The organism is Actinomadura formosensis NBRC 14204 (assembly GCF_001552155.1).
Taxonomy (GTDB): Bacteria; Actinomycetota; Actinomycetes; order Streptosporangiales; family Streptosporangiaceae; genus Spirillospora; species Spirillospora formosensis.
In genome coordinates, this window is record NZ_BCQQ01000013.1 from 1 (window position 1) to 21298 (window position 21298).

General features: G+C 70.0%; 20 protein-coding genes. 4 read left to right on the forward strand and 16 right to left on the reverse strand.

The features are described from left to right. The 15 genes from AF1_RS36985 to AF1_RS05280 all read right to left on the reverse strand — a co-directional run. The coding region (locus AF1_RS36985) for a YceI family protein (RefSeq protein WP_169804029.1) at window positions 1-127 on the reverse strand (127 nt) is incomplete at its 3' end. A 573-nt stretch (window positions 128-700) separates the two neighbouring features. Next, window positions 701-1186 (reverse strand): carboxymuconolactone decarboxylase family protein, encoded by a 486-nt coding sequence (locus AF1_RS05215; RefSeq protein WP_067793855.1) that lies wholly within the window; start codon window positions 1184-1186, stop codon window positions 701-703. Window positions 1187-1561: 375 nt separating this feature from the next. Continuing rightward, window positions 1562-2767 carry a PucR family transcriptional regulator gene (locus tag AF1_RS05220; protein ID WP_067793856.1) on the reverse strand — a complete coding sequence of 402 codons (1206 nt, stop codon included), beginning with the start codon at window positions 2765-2767 and terminating at the stop codon, window positions 1562-1564. Between the two features lie 88 nt (window positions 2768-2855). Next, complete coding sequence (locus AF1_RS05225; RefSeq protein ID WP_067793857.1) at window positions 2856-3839, reverse strand: 5-oxoprolinase subunit C family protein; 984 nt, start codon at window positions 3837-3839, stop codon at window positions 2856-2858. Further along, window positions 3832-4725: a 5-oxoprolinase subunit B family protein gene (locus AF1_RS05230; RefSeq protein ID WP_067793858.1), complete on the reverse strand. Its 894-nt coding sequence runs from the start codon at window positions 4723-4725 to the stop codon at window positions 3832-3834. The genes AF1_RS05225 and AF1_RS05230 overlap by 8 nt, the downstream gene beginning before the upstream one ends. Before the next feature lie 25 nt (window positions 4726-4750). Beyond that, window positions 4751-5509 (reverse strand): 5-oxoprolinase subunit PxpA, encoded by a 759-nt coding sequence (locus tag AF1_RS05235; protein ID WP_067793859.1) that lies wholly within the window; start codon window positions 5507-5509, stop codon window positions 4751-4753. Then, the gene (locus tag AF1_RS05240) at window positions 5500-8475 is read right to left on the reverse strand and encodes an aminotransferase class III-fold pyridoxal phosphate-dependent enzyme (RefSeq protein ID WP_067793860.1); all 2976 of its coding nucleotides are present in this window, start codon (window positions 8473-8475) and stop codon (window positions 5500-5502) included. The genes AF1_RS05235 and AF1_RS05240 overlap by 10 nt, the downstream gene beginning before the upstream one ends. 96 nt (window positions 8476-8571) lie before the next feature. Beyond that, the gene (locus AF1_RS05245; protein WP_067793861.1) at window positions 8572-9576 is read right to left on the reverse strand and encodes an ABC transporter permease; all 1005 of its coding nucleotides are present in this window, start codon (window positions 9574-9576) and stop codon (window positions 8572-8574) included. Continuing rightward, the gene (locus tag AF1_RS05250) at window positions 9573-10559 is read right to left on the reverse strand and encodes an ABC transporter permease (protein WP_067793862.1); all 987 of its coding nucleotides are present in this window, start codon (window positions 10557-10559) and stop codon (window positions 9573-9575) included. Before AF1_RS05250 ends, AF1_RS05245 begins: the two co-directional genes overlap by 4 nt. Continuing rightward, window positions 10556-12061 carry a sugar ABC transporter ATP-binding protein gene (locus tag AF1_RS05255; protein WP_067793863.1) on the reverse strand — a complete coding sequence of 502 codons (1506 nt, stop codon included), beginning with the start codon at window positions 12059-12061 and terminating at the stop codon, window positions 10556-10558. Before AF1_RS05255 ends, AF1_RS05250 begins: the two co-directional genes overlap by 4 nt. A 32-nt stretch (window positions 12062-12093) precedes the next feature. Beyond that, entirely contained in the window at window positions 12094-13317 is a 1224-nt protein-coding gene (locus AF1_RS05260) for a sugar ABC transporter substrate-binding protein (protein WP_067793864.1), read from the reverse strand. 382 nt (window positions 13318-13699) lie between these two features. Beyond that, window positions 13700-14671, reverse strand: a complete 972-nt coding sequence (locus AF1_RS05265) for a sulfate/molybdate ABC transporter ATP-binding protein (protein WP_067793865.1) — start codon at window positions 14669-14671, stop codon at window positions 13700-13702. Then, a complete protein-coding gene (locus AF1_RS05270) occupies window positions 14671-15459 on the reverse strand; it encodes a sulfate ABC transporter permease subunit (protein ID WP_067793866.1) in 789 nt (262 codons plus the stop codon). Before AF1_RS05270 ends, AF1_RS05265 begins: the two co-directional genes overlap by 1 nt. Further along, entirely contained in the window at window positions 15452-16249 is a 798-nt protein-coding gene (gene cysT, locus AF1_RS05275; protein WP_067793867.1) for a sulfate ABC transporter permease subunit CysT, read from the reverse strand. The genes AF1_RS05270 and cysT overlap by 8 nt, the downstream gene beginning before the upstream one ends. A 5-nt stretch (window positions 16250-16254) precedes the next feature. Continuing rightward, window positions 16255-17268, reverse strand: a complete 1014-nt coding sequence (locus tag AF1_RS05280; RefSeq protein WP_207393963.1) for a sulfate ABC transporter substrate-binding protein — start codon at window positions 17266-17268, stop codon at window positions 16255-16257. A gap of 298 nt (window positions 17269-17566) precedes the next feature. On the opposite strand from AF1_RS05280, the gene AF1_RS05285 reads away from it, so the two are divergent. Further along, entirely contained in the window at window positions 17567-18157 is a 591-nt protein-coding gene (locus AF1_RS05285) for a TetR/AcrR family transcriptional regulator (protein WP_067793869.1), read from the forward strand. Then, window positions 18154-18555, forward strand: a complete 402-nt coding sequence (locus AF1_RS05290; protein WP_067793870.1) for a nuclear transport factor 2 family protein — start codon at window positions 18154-18156, stop codon at window positions 18553-18555. Before AF1_RS05285 ends, AF1_RS05290 begins: the two co-directional genes overlap by 4 nt. Before the next feature lie 138 nt (window positions 18556-18693). On the opposite strand, the gene AF1_RS05295 is transcribed toward AF1_RS05290, so the two are convergent. Then, window positions 18694-19419, reverse strand: a complete 726-nt coding sequence (locus AF1_RS05295; protein ID WP_084262464.1) for a TetR/AcrR family transcriptional regulator — start codon at window positions 19417-19419, stop codon at window positions 18694-18696. Between the two features lie 73 nt (window positions 19420-19492). On the opposite strand from AF1_RS05295, the gene AF1_RS05300 reads away from it, so the two are divergent. Together AF1_RS05300 and AF1_RS05305 are read left to right on the forward strand one after the other, a co-directional pair. After that, window positions 19493-20113, forward strand: a complete 621-nt coding sequence (locus AF1_RS05300) for an MFS transporter (protein WP_174548819.1) — start codon at window positions 19493-19495, stop codon at window positions 20111-20113. A gap of 114 nt (window positions 20114-20227) precedes the next feature. Then, a complete protein-coding gene (locus AF1_RS05305) occupies window positions 20228-21178 on the forward strand; it encodes an RNA ligase family protein (protein ID WP_067793872.1) in 951 nt (316 codons plus the stop codon). Window positions 21179-21298: the final 120 nt, after the last annotated feature.

The window sequence follows — 21298 nt, forward strand, 5'->3', positions numbered from 1 at the left end:
GCTCGCCCTCGAACTCGTCGAATCGCCCGCGCACCCTGGTGGCCATCGTGTGCCGGGCGACGAACCCGATCCGGGTGTGAACGGTATCGAGGACGTAGTCGCCGGTCAGCCCGCTGAGATCGGTCATGTTCGGTAACTCCTTTAGGGAAATGAGGTCGTCAGGTCGCAGGAACGGCCGTCCGCAGTGCCGCCCTCAATCTGGGCCGCTCTGGGTGCACGTTTTGTAGGAAGAACCGGAATTCACCGCGGCGGTGCCGGGACTGGAGCCGGCGGCACCGAATCAGGCGGTGCTGGAGGTGGTGAAAGCCGAGTACACCTTGCCGGCGAGCTCGTCCTGTACCACCCCAGGGAGGGTGCGCTTTCGTCTGCGCGCCCTCGGCGGCAACTGGGCGCCGGGCCGTGCACGGTGCCTGCGGCGCTGTAGTAAATGATCGCGACGTTTCACGGGCCGGTTTCCCTCCTCTGCTCACGGTTCACCGGTCCGACGACACAGCCGCCCGGAATGTGACGCGGGCACGCCGACCTCACACTTGTTCGCGATGTCCCGGCGGACCGAGTGAACGCAGACGCGGCCGAGGGAGTTGGGCGCGATGAGGCCGCATTCGCGGACAGCGACTCGATGGAGCGGTGGCGTTCCCGCATATGCGCAGGCCCGGCCCGGATCGGGAGATCCGGGCCGGGCCGAGGTTCAGCCACCTGTTCAGCTCGACATGCCGGCGAACACACCGGGCTCGTACGACCCGCCCTTCTGGCGCAGGATCACGCCGAGCCGGTTGGCCGCGTTGATCATCGCGACCAGGGAGACCAGCGCGACGATCTCGTCGTCGTTGTAGTGCTTGCGCGCCTCGGCCCAGGTCTCGTCGGACACGGCCTGGTGGGCGTCTGCGAGCCGGGTGCCCTCCTCCGCGAGCGCCAGCGCGGCCCGTTCGGCCTCGGTGAACACCGTCGACTCGCGCCAGGCGGCCACCAGATTGATCCGGACCACGGTCTCACCGGCGGCCGCGGCCTCCTTGGTGTGGGCGTCGACACAGAAACCGCACCCGTTGATCTGGCTGACGCGCAACTCCACCAGTTCCTGGAGGGCCCTGGGCAACGGCGACTCCTGGATCACCAGGCTGACGTTGGCGATCCGCTTACCGATCTTGGCGCCGAGCTCGTTGGCGAACAGGTTGAAACGAGGTTCCATGACTTCGTCCTCACTCGTTGAGGGGTAGATGCCGCGCGGTTCGTTCGCGCGGGGCCCTGACGAACACGAGATGCCGGGCGTCCGCCGCTTGTGACGGCACGGTCATGTGACGTACGCCACCGGCCTCGTCTGGGTGGCCCACATCGCCTTGGCCGTCCCGCCCGCCGATCTCACAGGCGGATGGGCTGTCTCGTCCCGGCCGGACTACGCCACCGCGTTCACCAGACCCGGCACCAAGACGAATACGCCATCACCGCTCGATCAACCGCATCCCCGCGTTCGAGCCGCACCCGAGTCGAACAGCAGCGGTGAACGACGGCACAAGGCGTGTTGCACCTGGTCATGCGGGCAACCGGGGGCAACTGCGCAACGCCTTCAGTGCCAGGCTTTGGGACCCTCCTGGCTCCGGCACCACTCCATGGCAAGCGTCAGGGTGGTGAGGTCCTTCGGCTTGCCGAGCGACAGTCCGGTGATGCGCTCGACGGTCCGCAGCCGGTTCCGCACGGTGTTGCGGTGCCGCAGCGTGAGGGCGGCGATCTCGGTCACCGACCCCGTTCCGTCGATGTAGGCGTCGAGCGTCTCGAACACGGCCGCGCGTTCGTGATGCGGCAGCGCGTACAACGGGCCGAGGATCTCCTCGGCCAGGGCGGCGGCGACCTCGTGGTCGGCGGCGACCACCGTCGCCGGCCAGTTCGCGCTGAGCAACTGGACTCCCGGCGCGACCAGTGCCGGAATCACCGCACGCGCCAGGCGGCTGCCCCGCGGAATGCCCGCGAGCCCGTCGACGACCGCCGCACCGCATTTCCAGCTCGACAGTGGTTCGAGCAGGGCGACGATGTCCGCGGCTCTTCGGCCGGCCAGCAGCACGACGCCGATCAGATTGTCCTCGATCCAGCCGAAGTGGCACGACAGCCCCCGCGCACTGAGTCGCGACGTGATGGTGACCAGCGTCTCGTGACTGACCGGGACGTCCTCACCGACCACGACCAGGTACCTCGCCCGGCTGGGCAGTTCCATGCGGCTGGACGCCTCGCGGACCACGGACGGGTCGCTCTCGGCCTGGCGCACCAGCCGCTCGAACGCCCGGGCGCGCAGAACGTCGCGCCGCCGGGCGAGGTTCTCCTCGGCCCGCCGGTACGCATCGACGACTTCGGCGATGTTGGCCTCGACCGCCTCCCAGACCAGGATGCAGCTCTCCAGGAACGCCTCGTCCGAGGCGTAGCCGCGAGCGGCGCCCTCGGCGATGATCGCCTCCCAGAGGATCCGCAGGTCGATCCGGTACGAGTGCAGCAACGCCGAGAGCGGCAGGCCCTGTTCGGCGCGCAGCCGGCCGACCTGGGAGGCGGCCGTGGCGACGTCGTCGGGCGGCGTCTCGCCGAGCAGCCGGAGCAGGGCGAGCGCCAGGGTCCGCCGCATCGCCCGGGTCAGGTCGTCCTGGCTGACCATCGACCCGGCGTACTCCGGTTCGTCCGCCCGCACCCGGGCGACCGCCGTGGTGGTGAGCTCCTCGAGCCGCTCCTCCAGCAGGTGCCGGGCGATCAGGTGCAGGGGTGAGGTGCCAGCCTCGTTCCCGTGCTTCATCAGCCGCTCCTCTCACGCGCCGCCCGGCGTCGGTGGCAAGCATACGAACGCCCCGAAGGCTCGGAGCCGGCCGATTCAGCGGATGGGGTCAGATGAGCGCGAGTTGCCGGATGGCGGCCAGCCGGCGAGCCCGTACCGCACGCTCGGCCAGCGCCGTCTCCACGCTCACCGGGCGGAACAGCACCTGATCCGGCGCCTTGGACTGGGCGATCAGGTCGAGATCGGCGCTGATGACCGTCCCGATCGTGGCGTACCCGCCGCCGGTTACGGCGTCGCGCAGCAGGCAGATCAGCTCGGTACCGCTGGGCGCCTGGATCGAGCCGACCGGATAGCCCAGGTTCACCACGTTGCTCGGGTCGTGCCCGGCGCCGAACGGGGCCGTGCGGTCGAGGAACTCCAGGGGCTCGCCTTGGAATCGGTACCCGGTCCGGTTCGCCTCGACCGTCACCGCGTACGGCGTGGAGTAGAGCACCTCGGTCGCCTCGCCGGTGAGCCGGTAGTCGCACAGGCCCGGGACGACCCGGATCTCCTGCTCGGCCGGGTACGTCGGCCGCAGTTCGTCGGGGACCTGGACCCCCGGGCGGTGCCGGCTTCCCGGCAGCACGTCCGTTCCGATCTGGAGCAGATCCCCGGCGCGCAAGGTCCTGCCGTCCAGCCCGCCGAGCCCGGACAAGCTGTACGTCGAGCGGCTGCCCATCACCACTGGGGTGTCGATCCCGCCCCGGACCGCGAGGTACGCCCGGGCGCCGGAGCTCATCGCCGCGAAGCGGACCGTCTGCCCGGCCCGGACCAGCTGGCTCGTCCACAGCGGGATCCGCCGGCCGTTCGAGAACGCCACGTCGACCGTTGCGCCGGTCACCGCGATCACCGTGGCGACCTGGAACGTCAGGGTCGGACCGAGGAAGGTGATCTCCAGCCCGGCCGCGTCCGGGGCATTCCCGACCAGGGCGTTCGCCGCGTCGTGGGCGAACAGGTCCATCGCTCCGGACGGCGGGACGCCGACGGCGTAGTACCCGGACCGGCCGCGGTCCTGGACCGAGGAGTGCAGGCCGGGCGCGACCACCTCAATCATCGGCCAGCACCTCCAGCAGGGTTCTGTTGTAGCCGACCGGGTCCGCGGTGAACGCGCCGAGGTCGAAGACGGTCTCGTGGATCCGGTACCGGAAGTCGCCCTGCTCCACCTGGCGGCGCAGGTCGTCGTACTCGTCCCGGTCGATCGGGCGGTACTTGAAGATGTCGCCGCTGCGGGGAAGCACGATGCTGTCGGCGAAGTCGGGAAGCCGCTGCCCGGCGTCGAACACGGGCAGCGGTGAGCGCCCGAACAGCTGGAAGCCACCGGCACCGCGGACCGGGTAGATCGTGGTGAACGCCCCGCCGTGGCCCAGCGCGCGTGCCGGGGTGTCGGTCCGCGGCCGCAGGTACTTCGGTACTTCGAGCTGCCGATCCCGCGGCACCAGCTGGTACGACTCGGCGTTGCCGGGCACGAACCCGATGAAGGTCGCGATGAACGGGCTGGAGGAGTGCGCGGCGATCAACTCGTCCACGTCCTGGAAACCGTTCAGCCGGGCGGAGTACTCGAGGTCGGTCAGGTCGGGGGCCTGGTGACGGTCGCGGAACCTCATCAGCGTCTCGTGGGTCCACGGATCGTTGTAGAAGATCGGCAAGTCGATGACCCGGGCGCGGATGGTGAGCCCGACCGAGCCGGCGGCGGCGCGATGGATGTCGGCGAGCCGCGGTACGACGTCGCGCGGGTCGAGCTCTTCGGGGGACACCCGCACCATGTAGCTGACATGGGCCGGGCAGATGTCCACCAGGCCGGGGATCTCCCGGTTCCGCAGCTCGTCGGTGATCGCGATGACCCGGAGCGTGGTGGCCAGCGACATCTCCGCGGACAGTTCGACGAAGACGAACTCGTCGGCCCCGAAGCTCACCCGGGAGCCGTCGTCGAAGGCGGGCATCGGTTCACCTCGCTGAGCCGTCGCGCTAGCGGGAGAAGGCGCTGCGAATGTCAATGCCGTCCTCCTCCAGCCGGGCCCGGACCTCTCGCGCGATCTGCGGAGCGTTCGGACGGTCCCCGTGCACGCACAGCGACTCGGCCGCCAGCGGCACCCGCTTGCCGGACAAGGTCGTGACGTGGCCCCGTGCCAGTCCGGCCGCCTGCTCCGCGACGGCCGCCGGATCCTTCTCACCCGGCACGGGCTCGATGATGTTCCAGCCGCTGTCGTCGTACTCCAGGTCGGCCGCCGCGTCGAGCACGACCGGGAGCCCGGCTTCCCGAACCGCCTTCGCGCCCGCGCCGGGCGCGATCAGCAGCGCGAGGCCGGGCCGGATCGACTGAAGCTGGCGGGCGACGCCGAGGGCGAGCTCGGCGGACTCCGCGACCTGGCCGTAGAGGGCGCCGTGCGGCTTCACGTGGCTGAGCTCGATCCCCTCGGTCAGCGCCAGCCCGTGCAGCGCGCCGGTCTGGTACACGATGTAGTCGAGCGCCTCCTCGGTGCTGGTCGCCAGCCGCCGCCGGCCGAACCCGAGCAGGTCGGGGTAGCCGGGATGCGCGCCGATCGACAGGCCGAGGCCGCGCGCCAGGATCAGCGAGCGGCGCATGGCGGCCGGGTCGCCGGCGTGGAAGCCGCAGGCGATGTTGACCGTGGTGACCAGCGGCAGCAGCTCCGCGTCCCGTCCCAGCACCCAGCGGCCGAAACTCTCGCCCGCGTCCGCGTTGATGTCGATCGCTGTCAATTCCATCCTTCCGCCCTGCCCCTGGTCAGCACCTGGTCGAGCGTGCCGGTGAAGATGTCGACGTGTTCGGGACCGAAGATCATCGGCGGTTTGATCTTCAGAACGTTGTCATGGGCACCGGTCGGGTAGACCACGACGCCGGCGTCCTTGATCCGCTCGCTGACGGCCATCGCCTCTCTGGCCGCGGGCTCCAGCGTGTCGCGGTTCCGGACCAGTTCGATGCCGAGGTACAGACCCCGGCCGCGGACGTCGCCGATCAGTTCGTGCCGGGCCTTGAGGTCCCGCAGCGATTGGAGGAAGTAGGCGCCCACCTCGGCGGCGCGCTCCTGCAGTCCGTCGCCCTGGACGATGTCGAGCACGGTCGTGCCGATCGCGCAGGAGACCGGGTTGCCGCCGAAGGTGTTGAAGTACTTGACTCCGTCGTCGAAGGCGTCGGCGATCTCGCGTGTCGTCACCACCGCCGCGATCGGATGACCGTTGCCGAGCGGCTTGCCCATCGTCACGATGTCCGGCACCACGCCCTGGACCTGGAAGCCCCAGAAGTGCGAGCCCAGCCGGCCGACCCCGACCTGGACCTCGTCGGAGATGCACAGGCCACCCGCGGCCCGGACCGCCTCGAAGGCTCCGCGCAGGTACCCGTCGGGGAAGACGATGTTCCCGGCCGTGCCCATCAGGGACTCCGCGATGAAGGCGGCCGGCGGCCGTCCCTCGTCGACCAGCCGCCGGGCGACGGCGGCCACGTCGGCGGCGTACAGGCGGCCGGCATCGGGTTCGCCGCGGCCGTGGGGTCCGCGGTACACGTCGGGCCGGACCACCTCGTGCGTGGTCGGCGGTGCGCCGCGGCCGCCCGGGCCCTTGTAACGGTTCGGGCTGATGCCCATCACCGCCGCGGTGTTGCCGTGGTACGCGCCGTCGATGACCATCACGTCGGTCCGGCCGGTCACCTGCCGGGCCATGCGCAGCGCCAGGTCGTTGGCCTCGCTGCCGGTGCAGACCAGGAAGACCACTTCCAGCGGCGCGGGCAGGGTCGAGACCAGCCGCTCGGTGTACGTGGCGATGCCTTCGTAGAGGAAACGGCTGTTGGTGTTGAGCTTCTTCATCTGGGCCGTGGCGACGTCGACGATCCGGGGGTTCGCGTGGCCGACGTGGGTGACGTTGTTGATCGCGTCGAGATAGCCGCGGCCGTATTCGTCGTACAGCCAGACACCGCGACCGCGGACGAAGTTGGGCGGCCGCCGGTAGTAGGCGCGTTGGGATCGTGCCAGGCGGCGGTCGCGAAGCGCGGCGACGTCTTCGCCGTCCAGCCGCCGGCCGCCGGCCCGCGCCGGCAGCCCGAGGAACCTCTCCGGGTCGGCCGTCAGCACCTGCCAGGCGGGGACCTCGCTGACCCGGACGCGGCGGGGAGGCGGCGCGGCGGCGAGATCCTCGGTGGCCAGCACCTGGACTTGGACCACGGCACCGAGGCCCGGCTTCTCCGGTGGGGCGGCGACAGTACCGAGCTGATCTCCGGCGTCCAGGCGGTCTCCGGGCTGATGACTCACGTCGACGCCCCACCAGGAGGTCCAGTACGTGGCGGCGCCGGCCGCGTGCCGCAGTACGGCGGGACCGGCAACGCTGACGACCTCCCCGGCGACCGGGAGACCGACGGCCGACCCGACCCGGGCGAGCAGGGCCGATCCGAGCTGGACGGTGGCGGGTTCCGCGGGACCGGTCGCCCGCTGGGCGGACAAGAGGAGGGACGGTGCCAGGTGGCGGGTGAAGCCGACCCGGGTGGTCCGGTCGCCGAGCAGGGCGTCGACCACCGAGGCGACGGCGCCGGCGTCGGACCAGTCGACGTCGTCCAGCAGATCGCCGGCCGGTGACAGGTCCACCTCGATCAGGGCTTCGGCGACTGCGGGCCGGCCTGCGGGGCTCGCTTCGCCGAGTGCCCGCGGGGTCGAGAAGCCGCACGCGGCCCGCAGGGACACCTCCGCGAAGCTCGGCGCGATCCGCGCGATCTTCCGCAGCGCCGGCCAGGTGTACTGCATCCGGCTGCGCCCGTAGGCGTGGTCCGAGGAGCTGGTACGCCGCGTCCACACGGTGGCGTTCAAGCACAGGCGAGCCGCGGCCAGCGGGAAGATGACCGCGATCTCGTCCTCCGACAGCGGCGCCACCGAGTGGAAGCCGCGGACCACCGCGGCCGCCGCCGAGAGCGGGTCGGCCTTGCGGAGCATGGCGTATGCGACGGCGACCGCCACCTCGGTCACGCGGGCGGTGTGGAGCGCGTCGGCGACATCGAGGATGCCGTTGATCCGCTCGGTTCCCGACTCCACGAGCACGTTGAAGTCGTTCAGGTCCTGGTGCACGACGCCGGCCGGCAGGCCGGCCAGCCGGGGCCGGACGCGCTCGAACCAGCCCATCACCCGCGCGACCAGCTCCCGGTCGTCGCCGTCCTCGACGAACGGCAGGGCCTCGTCAACGACGACGTGCGCGGTCCGCAGGTCCCAGGCGTGCGACTGCGAGGGCTTGGAGTCCAGCCGGCCGAGGGACTGGGTGAGCCGCGCGGCCACCCGCCCCAGCTCGGTCAGCAGGGTCTCGGGCTGCTCCTCGAGCTCGGCGATCATCGTCCCCGGCAACCAGGTCAGCAGCCGCGCGACGTAGCGGCCGTCGCCGCTGACAACCGGTACCAGGGTGGCGCCGGAGGTCGCCGGGATCAGACGCGGTACCGGCAGGTCCGGTGCGTCCGTGGCGAGATGTGCCAGGACCCGTTCCTGCCAGCGCATGGCGTCGTCGACGTCACCCATCGACGCTTTCAGCAGGAACTCGTCGCCAGTGCTGGTGCGAATCCAGCGGTTCTGGTCGACCTCGCCGCCGAGCTCCTTCTGCTCCGCGACGTCCAGCCCGTACTCGTCGTGGAGGACGCGCGCGACCTCCGCCGGTGTCAGTGGTCCTTCGGTCCCCTCGGACCCCGGGGCCGTATCGGTTGAATACATCGACTCGCTCTCCGCGTGGTCCAGGCCGGGGCTGCCCGGCCGGACGGCGATGGGATCGGCGCGCTATCCGCTGCGCCTGCTGGGGCAAGAACCCGCTCAGCTCTTGCCGGGACGGGTGAGCAGGCGGCCGGCCTTGGTGGCCAGGTCCCGCTTGAGCAGACCCACGACCGCGATGATCAGGCAGCCGTAGATGAAGGTCTGCCAGCCCTGGCTGATGCCGAGCGCCTGGATCAGGGTGGAGATCGTCTGCAGGAAGATCGTCGCCGCCACCGTGCCCAGGTAGTTGCCGCGGCCACCGAGGATCGACGATCCGCCGACGACCACGACCGCGATCGACGGGAGGAAGTACCCGTCGCCCATCCCGAGGGTCGCGCCGCCGCCGTAGCCCACCAGCAGCATCCCGGTCAGGGCGGCGCACAACGAGCTCACCGCGAACGCGCCGACGATCATCCGGTTGACGTGCACGCCGGCGATGGCGGCGGTCGCCCGGTTGCCGCCGACCGCGTACAGCCGCCGGCCGAAGACGGTGTACCGCTGGATCACGAAACCCACGACGGCGATCCCGATCAGCAGCAGGATCGGTGTCGGCACGCCCAGGACCTTGCCGAGCATGAGGTCGCCGAGGAACCGCGGCGTCGTACCGGGCACGGTTCCCTTGGTGTATCCGAGGGCGATGCCCGCGACGATCAGCTGCGAGCCCAGCGTCATGATGAACGACGGCACCTTCAGCACCGTGACCCCGATCCCGTTCAGCACGCCGATCAGCACGGCGATCGCCAGGATCTCCAGGAACGTCACGAGCGAGGGCGATTCACCGAGCCAGGCCGTGGTGAGGACGCCGGTCAGCGCGATGACCGACGCGATCGACAGGTCGAGCTCACCGACCAGGATGACCAGGCCCTGCCCGAATCCGACCAGGACCAGCATCGACGAGATCACCAGGATCGCGGAGACGGTGCTCCACGACCCGAGCGACGGGCTGACGAACCGGGACAGCGGCATCAGCAACGCGGTGACGCCGAACAGCAGCAGGATGTACCCTGTCTGGCCGCTGAGGGCCGGGAGGCTCCGGCGTACCGAGTGGGCGGAGATCGCGGTCATGCCGGCCGTCCTGTGAGTGCTCGCTGGTCGGTGGTCACGGCCCGTGGGCGGGTCTCGCCCAGGCGCAGGCTGATCATTCCGATCAGCACGGCGACGATGAGGATGGCGCCCTGGAAGATGCCGGTGTAGAAGGTCGACACGCCGACGGCGAACAGCATCTTCTGCAGTACTGCGAGCACGCCGGCGCCGAGAATGCTGCCGATCGCGCTGCCCCGGCCGCCGCCGAACTTCGCGCCGCCGATGGCGACCGCGGCGAACACCAGGACCATGAACACGGCGCTTCCGTTCGGGTCGCCGCTGGCGGTGAGCGCGGAGAGCATCACTCCGGCCACCGCGTACAGCAGGCCGGCCGCGAGGTACACCCGGAACTTGACCGCCGCGGCCTTGATCCCTGACTGGATCGCCGCGCTCTCGTCCAGGCCGACGGCGAAGATGTGGATCCCCATCCGGGTCCTCCGGAACGCCAGATAGGCGACGACGCAGGCCAGGATGACCAGCAGGGACACCGGAACCGGTCCCACCGAGGAGATCAGTCCGGGCGAGATGAACTCCGGAACGCTGCCACCGGGCGACGGCATGATGACCAGCGCGAGTCCGCTGCACATGATGAACGTGCCCAGCGTCGCGGCGATGGACTGGACGTTCAGGTAGGCCACCAGGAAACCGTTCAGCGCGCCCACGACGACACCGGCGAGCAACGCCAGCAGCACGCCGACGGCGGCGCTGCCGGTGGTCCCCCCGGTCTGGGTGGCCAGGATGACGTTCGCGAGCGTGACCACTCCGCCGAGGGAGAGGTCGAAGCCGCCGACGACGATCACGAGTGTCAGTCCGGTCGCGGAGATGACCAGGGGGGCGGCGTTGTTGAGCAGGTCGGTCGCGTTCTCGGTGGTGAGCACGTCGATCGACGAGTACATGTACACGATGTACATGGCGACGAGGATGATCGCCGCCAGGGTGGTGCCACTGGACAGGGCGCGTCTCATGATTGGCCCGCTTTCTCGCCGGCGCCGTGGCCGGTGATGGCCTGCAACAGTTCTTCGACGTCGGTCTCGTGACCGGGGAACTCCGCCACGACGGATCCCCGGTAGAAACAGAGGACGCGGTCACAGATGCCGACCAGTTCGGACAGGTCGGTCGAGTACCAGAGCACGGCGCCGCCCGAGTCGGTGAACTCGCGCATCATCCGGTACACCGACGCCTTGGTGCCGACGTCCACGCCGCGCGACGGGTCGTACAGCAGCAGGTATTTCGAGCCCTTCATCAGCGAGCGGGCCAGGATCGCCTTCTGCTGGTTGCCACCGGACAACGCGTCGATGTCCATCCGCAGATACCGCTCGTCCAAGTCCACCTTGCGGGCGAAGGGCAGACTCGCCTGGTACTCCTTCTTCCCGGCCGCCACACCCAGCGTGCTGGTCCGGCCGAGCGACGAGATGGTGATGTTCGCCAGCGTGGAGATGCCGGGCATGATCCCCTCGGCCTTCCGCTCCTCGGCGACGAAGCTGATCCCGCTGCGCAGCGCCCCCGCGGGGGTCGTGTACTTCGACCGCCGGCCGCCCACCGCGATGGTTCCGCCGCTCGGGCGGGACGCCCCGGCGAGCATGCGGAACGTCTCCGCCTGGCCTTGACCCTCCAGCGCGGCGACGCCGAGGATCTCGCCGTCGTGCAGGGTGAACGAGAGGTCTCGTACGGTGTCGCCCCGCAGGCCGTCGACCTGGATGGCGGGAGCACCGGTGGTGCGGCCCGTTCTCTTCTCCCGGACCTGGTCGTCGCTCGCACCGCCCATCAGGGTGAAGACCATGCCGTCGTCCACGTCCGACAGCCGGACCGTGTCGACCACCCGCCCGTTGCGCAGTACGGTCGCCGACCCGCACAGATCCCGGATCTCCGCCAGCCGGTGGGAGATGTAAAGGATGGTGAGCTCGGGCGAGCGGATCTTCTCGATGAGGCCGAAGAGCCACTCGACGTCGGGCAGCGCGGCCGACGGCTCGTCGAGCAGCAGCAGTTTCGGCCGGTGGCTGACCGCCCGGACGATCTCCAGCTTCTGCCGCTCGGCGAGCGAGAGCTCACCGACCCGCTGTGCCGGGGACAGACCGGGCAGGTCGTACTTCGCCAGCAGTTCGGCGGCGGCGGCCTCGTATTGCCGCCGCCGGACAAAGAGCCGGCCGCTGCCGAGCCGGGGCAGGGAGAGGTTCTCGGCGACGGTCAGGTTGCCGAGCAGGCTCATTTCCTGGAACGCCGTCGAGACTCCTCGCCCGCGTGACTCGCCGAGGCTGGACGGGGCGAACAGCTCCCCGTCCAGCCGCATCGTGCCGGAGTCCGGAACCTGGAGGCCGCTCAGGCTCTTGATCAGCGTCGACTTGCCGGCGCCGTTCTCGCCGATGATCGCGTGGATGCTGCCCTTGGCCACCGCGAAGGTGACCCGGTCCAGGGCTGTCGTCGCGCCGTAGCGCTTGGTGAGGTCGTCCACCTGCAGGACGGTCTGCACCGTTCCTCCTTGGTCGCGGCTGCTCGGCGTCGTCAGGGTGCGTCGATCGGTTTGACGAACTCGGGGTTGAGCTTGAACAGATCCGCGGGCTTCGTCTTGGTGTCGCTGTTGATCTCCGGCACGTCCGGCGCCTTGACGATCTTGGTCGGGTCGATCGGCTTGATGGTCGCCCCGGGCACCGGGTTGCCGTTGATCGCGGAGTCATAGTTGATCTCCGGGACCAGGTCGGGGTAGTAGATGCCGGCCGCGAACACCGGCGGGACCTTGTCGAGCGGCCAGGTGTTGCCGCCGGCCGCCGGCTTCAGCGGGTCACCGACCTTGACCTGGTCGTACGGCACCCACGGCAGCGGGAACTCCGTGTTGTGCGGCAGGTCGCCCTCCTTGATCCTGCCGGTGAGCAGTTCCATCGCCAGCTTGAAGGCGTACGCGCCGACCGTCGGGGCCGATCCGGAGGAGACACCGACCAGGCCCTTGTCGTGCAGGGTCAGCAGCTGGTTGCGGTAGCCGTTCGACATCTCACCGGTCACCGGGATGAGCTTGTGTCCGGCCTGCTGCAGCGCCTGGACCACGCCGTACTCGCCGTCCTGCGACCAGATGCCGTCGACATCGGGGTTCGCCGCGAGCGCCTTGAGGGTGTTGGTCTTCGACTGCACCGCGTCCCAGTTGCTCCAGTACTGCGAGACGACCTTGATCCCCGGGTACTTCGCGAACACCGACTTCGCGGCCTCGTTGTGGATCGTGTCGGTGGCGGTCCCGGACACGCCGCTGTTCATGAAGATCTTGCCCTTGCCGCCCAGCTTGTTGACCAGGTACTGAGCGGAGTTCTGCCCGAAGCCCGCGGTGATGTAGCTGACGTTGTACGCCTTCGGGCTGGTCACCGTGCCGTCGTAGAAGAACATCTTCACGCCCTTGGCGGCGGCCTGGTTCACCACGCCGTTCAGGGCCTTCGGCGACAGCGGGTAGCAGATGATCGCGTCGGCACCGGAGTTGATCATGCTCTGCAGGTCGGAGATCTGCTTGGCGATGTCCGCACCGGAGATGATCTTGTGGAACTCGACCTGCTGGTTGTACGGCGGCGTCTTGGCCAGCGCCTGGATCATGTTCGCGGCCGCGTTCGACCAGGCGTTACCGCTGTAACTCAGGTCCAGGTAGATCTTGTACTTCTTGGTGCCGCCGGCTGCGCCGTTCGAGGAGGAATTGCTGCTCGGCGGGGCGCACGCGACCAGGGACAGCAGTGCCGTGGCCGCGATGGCCACCAGTGAGCGTTTGGCAGATCGCACTTCGGGGTCTCTTCTCTCGCGTACCAGGGCGCAGGGGATGCCTCGGTGACCGCGCAGGGGGATGCCTCCTGACCGCGCAGGGGCGGATCATGAGGGGGGTTCGGTTCCTGGGGGGCAAGTGGGGGGTGGGCTCGCCGGGAGGTCGCTACGGGTAGCCCCTAGTAAAGAATCGGCGCCGACAAGCCACAATGTGCCCGCGGCAGCGCAACGGCGGGCCCAGTTTGTGCACGTGCACAGTGCGCTCGCCTCGCCGGCGGAGAACCCGAGATCCCGGTGTACCCCGAGTTCGGTGGGCCGGCCTGGCCGCCATGCACCACCGCCGCGGTGAGGCGGGGATACCGCCTCCGCCCGGACCGCATCAGCTCGCCGGCACCGCGGCCGCTCGCGGAACGGGCCTGACATGGACCTCGGTACCCACCCGGGCACCGAGATGCTCGGCGGCGCGCCTGGTCATCTGTGCCCAGGCCGTCCGTTCCTCCTCACCGGTCCGCAACGCGAACTCGACGCGCACCTCGAAGCCGAGGCGGACGACACGTGTGACGGTCGCGGGGCTGGTGCCCGGGCCGGGTTCAGCCGTCACCCGGACGTCGTGCGGGCGAAGCAGGACGCCGCCGAGCTCGGTGACGGGTCCGAGGAACCGCATGACGAAGGGGCCGGCAGGGTTGTCGTAGAGGTCGGTGGGCGTGCCGGCCTGCTGCACCGCGCCGTCGGCCAGGACCACGATCGTGTCGGCGACCTCGATCGCCTCCTCCTGGTCGTGAGTGACGAAGACGGTGGTGACGTGGACCTCATCGTGCAGGCGGCGCAGCCACGCCCGCAGTTCCTTGCGAACCTGGGCGTCGAGCGCGCCGAACGGCTCGTCCAGCAGGAGCACCCGGGGCTCGACGGCCAGGGCGCGGGCCAGGGCCATGCGCTGGCGCTGACCGCCCGACAGCTGCGCCGGATACCGTCCGGCGAACTGACCGAGATGCACCAGGTCCAGCAGATCGCCGACGCGGCGGCGGATCTCCTGCTTGGGGCGTTTACGGATCTTCAGGCCGAACGCGACGTTGTCGAAGACGGTCAGGTGCTTGAACGCCGCATAGTGCTGGAAGACGAAGCCGACGTCCCGGCGCTGCGGAGGTAGCCCGGTGGCGTCCCGCCCGGAGATGACGACGCTCCCCGAGTCGGGCCGTTCCAGCCCCGCGATCACCCGCAGCAGCGTCGACTTGCCGCCGCCGCTGGGGCCCAGGAGCGCGGTCAGCGATCCGGCGGCGATGTCCACTGACACGTCCCGCAGCACCGGGGCGTCGCCGAAGGATTTGCTGACATGACGGATGTCGATGGCCATCAGGAGCCGTCCTCGGGTCGCAGAAGCCTGGTCACCAGGAGGCTGGTGACGGCGATGGCCGCCAGCGCGAGCGCCGCGGCGTAGGAGGCGTGCGCGTCGAAGTTCTGGAAGCGTTCCTCGACGAACAGGGTCAGGGTCTGGGTCTGGTCGACGGTCCGTCCGGACACGACGGCCACCGCGCCGTACTCGCCCAGCGCACGGGCCAGCGACAGCACGATGCCGTAGCCGAGGGCGGCACGGATGCCCGGGACGGTGATGCGCCGGAAGGTCTGCCACCCGCCGGCCCCCAGGGTTCGCGCGGCCTGCTCCTGCTCGTCGCCCATCTCCTCCAGCGCCGGGACGATCGCCCGCACCACCAGCGGCAGGCAGACGAACACGGTCGCCAGGACCATCCCGGGCGTGGAGAAGACGATCTGGATGCCGCGGTCCTCCAGCCATCCCCCCACCGGGGCGAACCGGCCGTACACCAGGATCAACGCCAACCCCGCCACCACCGGCGAGACCGCCAGAGGCAGATCGATCAAGATGCCCAACAGGCGCTTGCCGGGGAACCGGTGCCGCACCAGCAGCAGCGCCGCCAGCACCCCGAACACGGTGTTCAGCGCCCCTGCCCAACCCGCCACCACCAAGGTGACCCGGAAGGCGTGCAGCGCCGAGTGGGTCGTCAGGGCGCCGACGAAGGACCCGATGCCCTCGCCGAACGTCCGCCAGGAGATCAGGGCGACCGGCAGGATCAGCAGAAACAGCAGGTAGACCAGCACGGCACAGCGCAGGGCGTATCTAGCCACGGCGAGCCCCCCAGCGGTGCACCAGGTCGATGGTCACCAGTACCAGAAGGGAGACCATCAGCAACGTGGTGGACACCGCCGCGGCGGCGGCGGTGTTGTCGCTCTCTATCTGGCCGAAGACGTGTACGGCGGCCACCTGCGTCTTGAACGGCACATTGCCCGAGATCAGCACGGTGGACCCGAACTCGGCCATCGACCGGGTGAACGCCAGCGCGGTGCCCGCCAGCATCGCCGGCAGCAGGTTCGGCAGGATGATCCGGCGGAAGATCGTCCAGGAGCCCGCCCCCAGCGAGGCCGCCGCCTGCTCCATCTCGCCGTCCAGTTCCAGCAGCACCGGCTGCACCGTGCGGACCACGAACGGCAAGGTCACGAACAGCAACGCGACCACGACCCCCGCCCGGGTGTAGGCCAGCGTGATCCCCACCGGGCTGTCGGTCCCGTACAGCGCCAGCAGGACCAGGCCCGCCACGATGGTGGGCAGCGCGAACGGAAGGTCGATCAGCAGGTCGATCAGGCCCCTGCCCGGGAAGGGGTCGCGGACGAGCACCCAGGCGATCAGCGTGCCCATGACCAGGTTCACCAGCGCCACCACCACCGAGGCGGCGACCGTCAGTCTCAGCGCGGCGCACGCGTCCGGGGCGGTGATCGCATCCCAGAAGGCCGCGGGCCCCTGCGCAGTCCCCTTCCACAGCACCGTGCCCAGCGGGATCAGCACCACCGCACTCAGGAAAATCGTCGCCGTGCCCACGCCGGCCGCGGGCGCCTCTCTCGTCTTCTCGAACGTCGGCAAGGGACCTAGCCCTCCACCGAGACGCCGACGCCCTTCTCGACGTCGGCCATGACCCCGCCCTTCGGGTCGAAGAGCTCCTTTTTGACCTTCGGCCAGCCGCCGAGGTCGGCGATCGTGAAGAGCCCGGCCGGCTTCGGGAACGCCGCGGCGCCGGGAACGCCGTCCACCACGGGCCGGTACCCGTTCTTGACGAAGATCTCCTGCGCCTTCCTGCCCCGCAGGAACTTCAGGAAGGCCCGGGCCTCCGCCGGGTGCTCGCTCCTCCTGGTCACCGCGACCGGGTTCTCGATCAGGATGGTGGAGTCGGGCACCGTGTAGTCGATCGGCTGGTCGTTCTGCCCGGCGAAGATCGCCTCGTTCTCGTAGGAGAGCAGCACGTCGCCCTTCCCTCCCGCGAAGGTCTGCAGCGACTTGCGCGCGCTGGAGTCCTGCACAGGGACGTTCTTGAACAGCGCGTGCAGGTAGGCGGTCCCGGCCGCCTTGTCGGCGCCCCTGGTCGCCTTGGCGCCGTATCCAGCGAGGATGTTCCACTGCGCCCCGCCGGAGGTGAACGGGTTCGGCGTGATCACCTGGACGCCGGGCTTGAGCAGGTCGTCCCAGGTCTTGATGCTCTCGGGGTTGCCCTTGCGGGTCACCAGGACGACCACCGAGTTGGTGATCATCCCCCTCTGCGGCCCGGAGTTCCACGCCGCGTCGACCAGGCCGGCGTCCACCAGCCGTGTCATGTCCGGCTCCAAGGAGAACCCGACGATGTCGGCCTTCAGCCCGGACGCCACCGCCCGGCTCTGCTCCCCGGACGCGCCGAACGACCTGGTGAAGGTGACCTTCTCGCCGTCGGGCGTCTTCTGATACGCCTTGATGATCGCCTCGTACGCCGCCTGGGGCGTGGAGTAGGCCACCAGCGAGAGCCGGACCCTGCCGCCGGAGTCCCCGGACCCGCCGCAGGCCACCGCCCCCGCAACGACCGTCGCCAGCGCGGCTCCCGCCTTCATCGTCCGTCCCAGCACGACTAATCCCACTTTCCCTACTTATTTGGTAAGAAAAGAATGGAACAGGGTCGGGCTTCGCGTCAAGTCATGATCGAGCAGGGAAGACCTACCGAGCGCCCCCTCCCAGGCCGTCCGCACGGTCCGAAGCAGGACGGCAAGCCGCGTCCCGCTTCCTCCTGCGGCGGCCGGTCGGCCAGAGGCGCGCAAGGATCCTTTCAGGTTCTCTCCGTTCCCCCGGCACTGGCTATTAATAGACCGGTCTACATAGTATGTTCTCCTCATCGACCTCGGGAGGGACATGGCTCGGCGAGGAGAGACCAAAGCACGCATGCTCGAAACCGCGGGCGAGCTGTACCGCCGGTACGGCTACCACGGAACCGGCCTGAACCAGATCCTCGACGAGAGCGGAGCCCCCCGCGGCTCGCTGTACTTCCACTTCCCCGGCGGCAAGCAGGAGCTGGCGGTCTCCGCGATCGGTGCTTCCGGGCGGGAGATCGGACGCGGGATCGAGCAGGTCCTGCGGTCCACCGACGATGTCGGCGACGCCGTGCGCCAGATCGTGGCGTTCCTGGCGGCCGATCTGAGCGATTCGGGCTGGGCACGCGGCTGCCCCGTGGGCTCGGTGGCGATGGACGCCGCGCTCACCTCCGAACCCGTCCGGATCGCCTGCGGCGAGATCTTCGCCGAGTGGGCCGGCGCCGTCGAACACCGCCTCGTGGAGACCGGCCGCGACGCCGCCGAGGCACGCGAACTGGCTCTGCTCGTCATCTCCGCGATCGAGGGCGCTCTGCTGATCGCCCGGGCGCAGCGGGACGCCGAACCTCTCCGCGCGGCGGGCAGCCGCCTGCGGGCGCTGCTTGGCACTTCGAAGACCACGACCGCGTCCGAGCGGCGCCCAGAGACCAAGGAGCCGGAATGAACGTGTCCGAGTTCGAGCAGAACTCCAGGCTGATGTACGACGCCTGGAACCGCCAGGACGTCGAGGCGGTCCTGGAGCGCTACACCGACGACCTGGTCTACCGCGACCCCAGCACCCGCGGCCCGGTCGAGGGACGCGAGGCGATGCGCCGCTACCTTTCCAAGCTGTTCGCGGCCTGGCAGATGCGCTGGACGACGCGCGAGTTCCACCTCTTCGAGGGCGGCGAGGGCGTCGCCGTCCTGTGGCGGGCCACGCTGCGGCCCACGGGCGGCGACCGGCAGGTCGAGATCGACGGCATGGACCTGGTGCTGATGGAGGGAACGAAGGTCAAGCGCAACGAGGTCTATTTCGATCGTGCTCTCCTCGCGCAGACGCTCACCCCGCAGCAGACCGCTTAGCCGCCCACAACAGCCGACGAGCACCGAACTGTGAGACTTCGCGGCCGGCGTGGTGGTCACAGGAGCATCGACGCGGTCCGGCGAGCATGGGAGCACCGGGGCGCTCCGCTGCTCACCGGCCGGGCCGGTCGGCCGTACTCATGTCGGTGTGCCGTCGCCGGTCTGCGGCGTGATGTCGGTGATGTAGGCGGTCAGTAGCCGCCGCCCTTCCGCGAGCACATCGGCGTCGCCCGCGGGGTCGTGCTGGAAGGCCAGTTCGAGGATGTGTCCGGTGACGAAGACGACGAGTCTGGCGGCTGCCGCGGTCCGTTCGGGGTCGGCGCCTTGGCCTTGCAGGGCGCGGTCGATCGCGCCGGCCAGGAACGCGTCGCGTTCGGTGTCGAGGCGCGGCAACCGGGTGAGGTGGGCTCGCCCCAGCCACAGGGCGCGAAAGCCGGGGTGCTCGCGAAGGTAGGAGACGTGCGCCTCGAACAGCTCTTCCAGCAGGTCCGGCGTGGGGCGGCGGTCGGGTTCGCCGAGTTGCGGGGCCAGTTGCCGGTCCAGGGCGATCAGGTAGCGCTCGGCGAGGGCGTCCAGCACGGCCGTCTTGGTCGGGAAGAACTGGTAGATGCTGCCGGGGCGGACTCCGGAGAGCCGGGCCAGGTCGGTGACCGTCATCTCCGTCACCCCTGTCTGGGCGACCAGTTCGTCCGCCGCGGTGAGGACGCGTTCGACTGCTCCGCCAAGGAAGGCCGCGCCCTGTTCGGCGGAGGTGAGGCGTACGTCGGGGGCGGCCGTCCCAGAAACGGTCGGCCCGGCTCTCGCCGGCGGCGCGGCAGAGGCGCTGGGGGCGCCGGCGGCCGTGGTGACCTCCGCCGTGCTCATCGCCTTGGCGCTGCCGGCCGCATGGACGCCGCCAGCCCGTCCCGGCCGAGTACGAGGAGCCCGGACAACCTCATTGATCAGCGATCTCGCCGCCGGAATACGTGTCATCGTCGGCAATCCGTTCTTGGCCCGGGCAACTCTCACCTCGGTGGTCTGCTGTGCCGCTCAGGGCATGCTGACCGCCTGCATCCCGCTGCTGGGCGAGCGTGTCCTGGGCGGAGCCGGCCGCGGCGTGGTGCTGCTCTCCTGCGACGCGATCTCCGCTCTGGCGGCCAACGCCCTGCTCGCCCGATTTCCGCGCTCCGTCTCCCCCGCCACGGTCATCTGGGCCAGTGCCCTCATCCAGGCCGCCGCGCCGGCCCTGGCCACCTCGGCGCGACCAGCCGTGCTCATCGTGGCCGTGGTCATCGCCGGGATCGGCGAAGGCCCCCGACTGGCCGCCCTGTTCGCGATCCGCCACCGGGAGGCCCCGGAAAACCTGCGCGGCCAGATCTTCACCACCGGCGCCAGCCTGAAAATCACAGGATTCGCCGTGGGAGCGGCAGCCGCCGGCCCCGTCGTCACCCGATCCCTGCCGGGGGCTCTCGCACTCGCAGCGAGCGTAGCGGTCCTGGCAGCACTGGCGTCCTTCGCAATCCCCCCGGCGGCAAACCACTCGCGGAGTGAGAAGCCGGCGGACCACGTTCCACGCTAAGAACGCTCGTGTTCTGAAAATGGGTTGCTCTTCAGGTGGGCGTCCGAGAGGCTGCCCGCCGGAGTGTCCCGGCCGGGCGGCAGGGAGGTTCGGGCGCGGAACGGGGGTCAGGGCGTGTGGTATCCGAAGATCCCGCAGCGGTTCGGCGCCGGGCCGTTGCCCGGCGGGAACTGGGTGGCCGAGGAGAAGGTGCACGGCGCCCATCTCGCGTTGGTCAGCGACGGCCGGACGGCGCGGGCCGCCGGGCGGCGCGGGCCGCTGGACGAGGATCGGCTTGAGACCTTCTTCGGGGTGGCGCGGCTGTGGCCGGTACTGGCGACGGCGGCGGCGGCAGCGGCGCGGGCGGCCGGGCAGGACGTGGTCTTGTACGGGGAACTGGCCGGCGGAGGCTACCCGCACCCGCGGGTACCGCCGGTCGAGGGCGTCGGCCCGGTGCAGACCGGCGTGTGGTACAGCCCTGACCTGGTATGGCTGGCGTTCGACGGCGCGGTCAGCACATCGTCGGGACCGCGCTGGATGAGCCGCGCAGAACTGGCCGAACTGGTGAGCGGTGTGGGCTTGGAGTGCGTGCCGCTGGTGGGGCAGGGCCGGCGGCAGAAGCTGGGAGAGTTGCCGGTCGACTTCCCGACGCTGGTGCCCGATGCGCTGGGCCTTCCCGAACTGCCCGATAACCGCGCCGAGGGCTACGTCCTCAAGCCCGCCGGATCCTGGGATACGAGCGAACTGGGACCGCGGCCGGTACTGAAGGTCAAGCATCCCGACTTTGCCGAGGACGCCCGCTACAACGGCGCCCGGCCGTTCGTGCCGCCGCCCGGCGGAGCGGCGGGAGTGCCGGCCTGGCTGCTGGCGGCCGCGGTGGAGCGGCTCACCCCGCCGCGAGTGGACGCGGCCCGCAGCAAGCTCGGCCCGGCCGCCGACACCGCCGCGTTGGCCGCCGAGGTGGTGGCCGACCTGCTCGCCGACCTCGATGACGACCTGGGCGGCCTGCCCGAGCCCGACTGCCGGCGCCTGGCCGCCGCGCTCACGCCGGCAGCCCGCACACTGTCCACATTTCAAAACCGCTGAACCAGCCGCACCTGGCCGGCGCCCCAACCCACCGCGACGGAAACAGGTTCTGGGCCACTTGAGCTAGGCAGTGTTTAGAAAGTGGTGCTGGCCAGGGCTTGTAGCCAGATGTTGATGGCG

Coding starts and splice junctions, on each gene's coding strand:
- AF1_RS05265 (WP_067793865.1), bottom strand. CDS start 14,671: ATGGCCATCGACATCCGTCATGTCAGCAAATCCTTCGGCGACGCCCCG.
- AF1_RS05285 (WP_067793869.1), top strand. CDS start 17,567: ATGCTCGAAACCGCGGGCGAGCTGTACCGCCGGTACGGCTACCACGGA.
- AF1_RS05235 (WP_067793859.1), bottom strand. CDS start 5,509: ATGGAATTGACAGCGATCGACATCAACGCGGACGCGGGCGAGAGTTTC.
- AF1_RS05220 (WP_067793856.1), bottom strand. CDS start 2,767: ATGAAGCACGGGAACGAGGCTGGCACCTCACCCCTGCACCTGATCGCC.
- AF1_RS05290 (WP_067793870.1), top strand. CDS start 18,154: ATGAACGTGTCCGAGTTCGAGCAGAACTCCAGGCTGATGTACGACGCC.
- AF1_RS05230 (WP_067793858.1), bottom strand. CDS start 4,725: ATGCCCGCCTTCGACGACGGCTCCCGGGTGAGCTTCGGGGCCGACGAG.
- AF1_RS05245 (WP_067793861.1), bottom strand. CDS start 9,576: ATGACCGCGATCTCCGCCCACTCGGTACGCCGGAGCCTCCCGGCCCTC.
- AF1_RS05225 (WP_067793857.1), bottom strand. CDS start 3,839: ATGATTGAGGTGGTCGCGCCCGGCCTGCACTCCTCGGTCCAGGACCGC.
- AF1_RS05295 (WP_084262464.1), bottom strand. CDS start 19,419: ATGAGCACGGCGGAGGTCACCACGGCCGCCGGCGCCCCCAGCGCCTCT.
- AF1_RS05240 (WP_067793860.1), bottom strand. CDS start 8,475: ATGTATTCAACCGATACGGCCCCGGGGTCCGAGGGGACCGAAGGACCA.
- AF1_RS05250 (WP_067793862.1), bottom strand. CDS start 10,559: ATGAGACGCGCCCTGTCCAGTGGCACCACCCTGGCGGCGATCATCCTC.
- AF1_RS05215 (WP_067793855.1), bottom strand. CDS start 1,186: ATGGAACCTCGTTTCAACCTGTTCGCCAACGAGCTCGGCGCCAAGATC.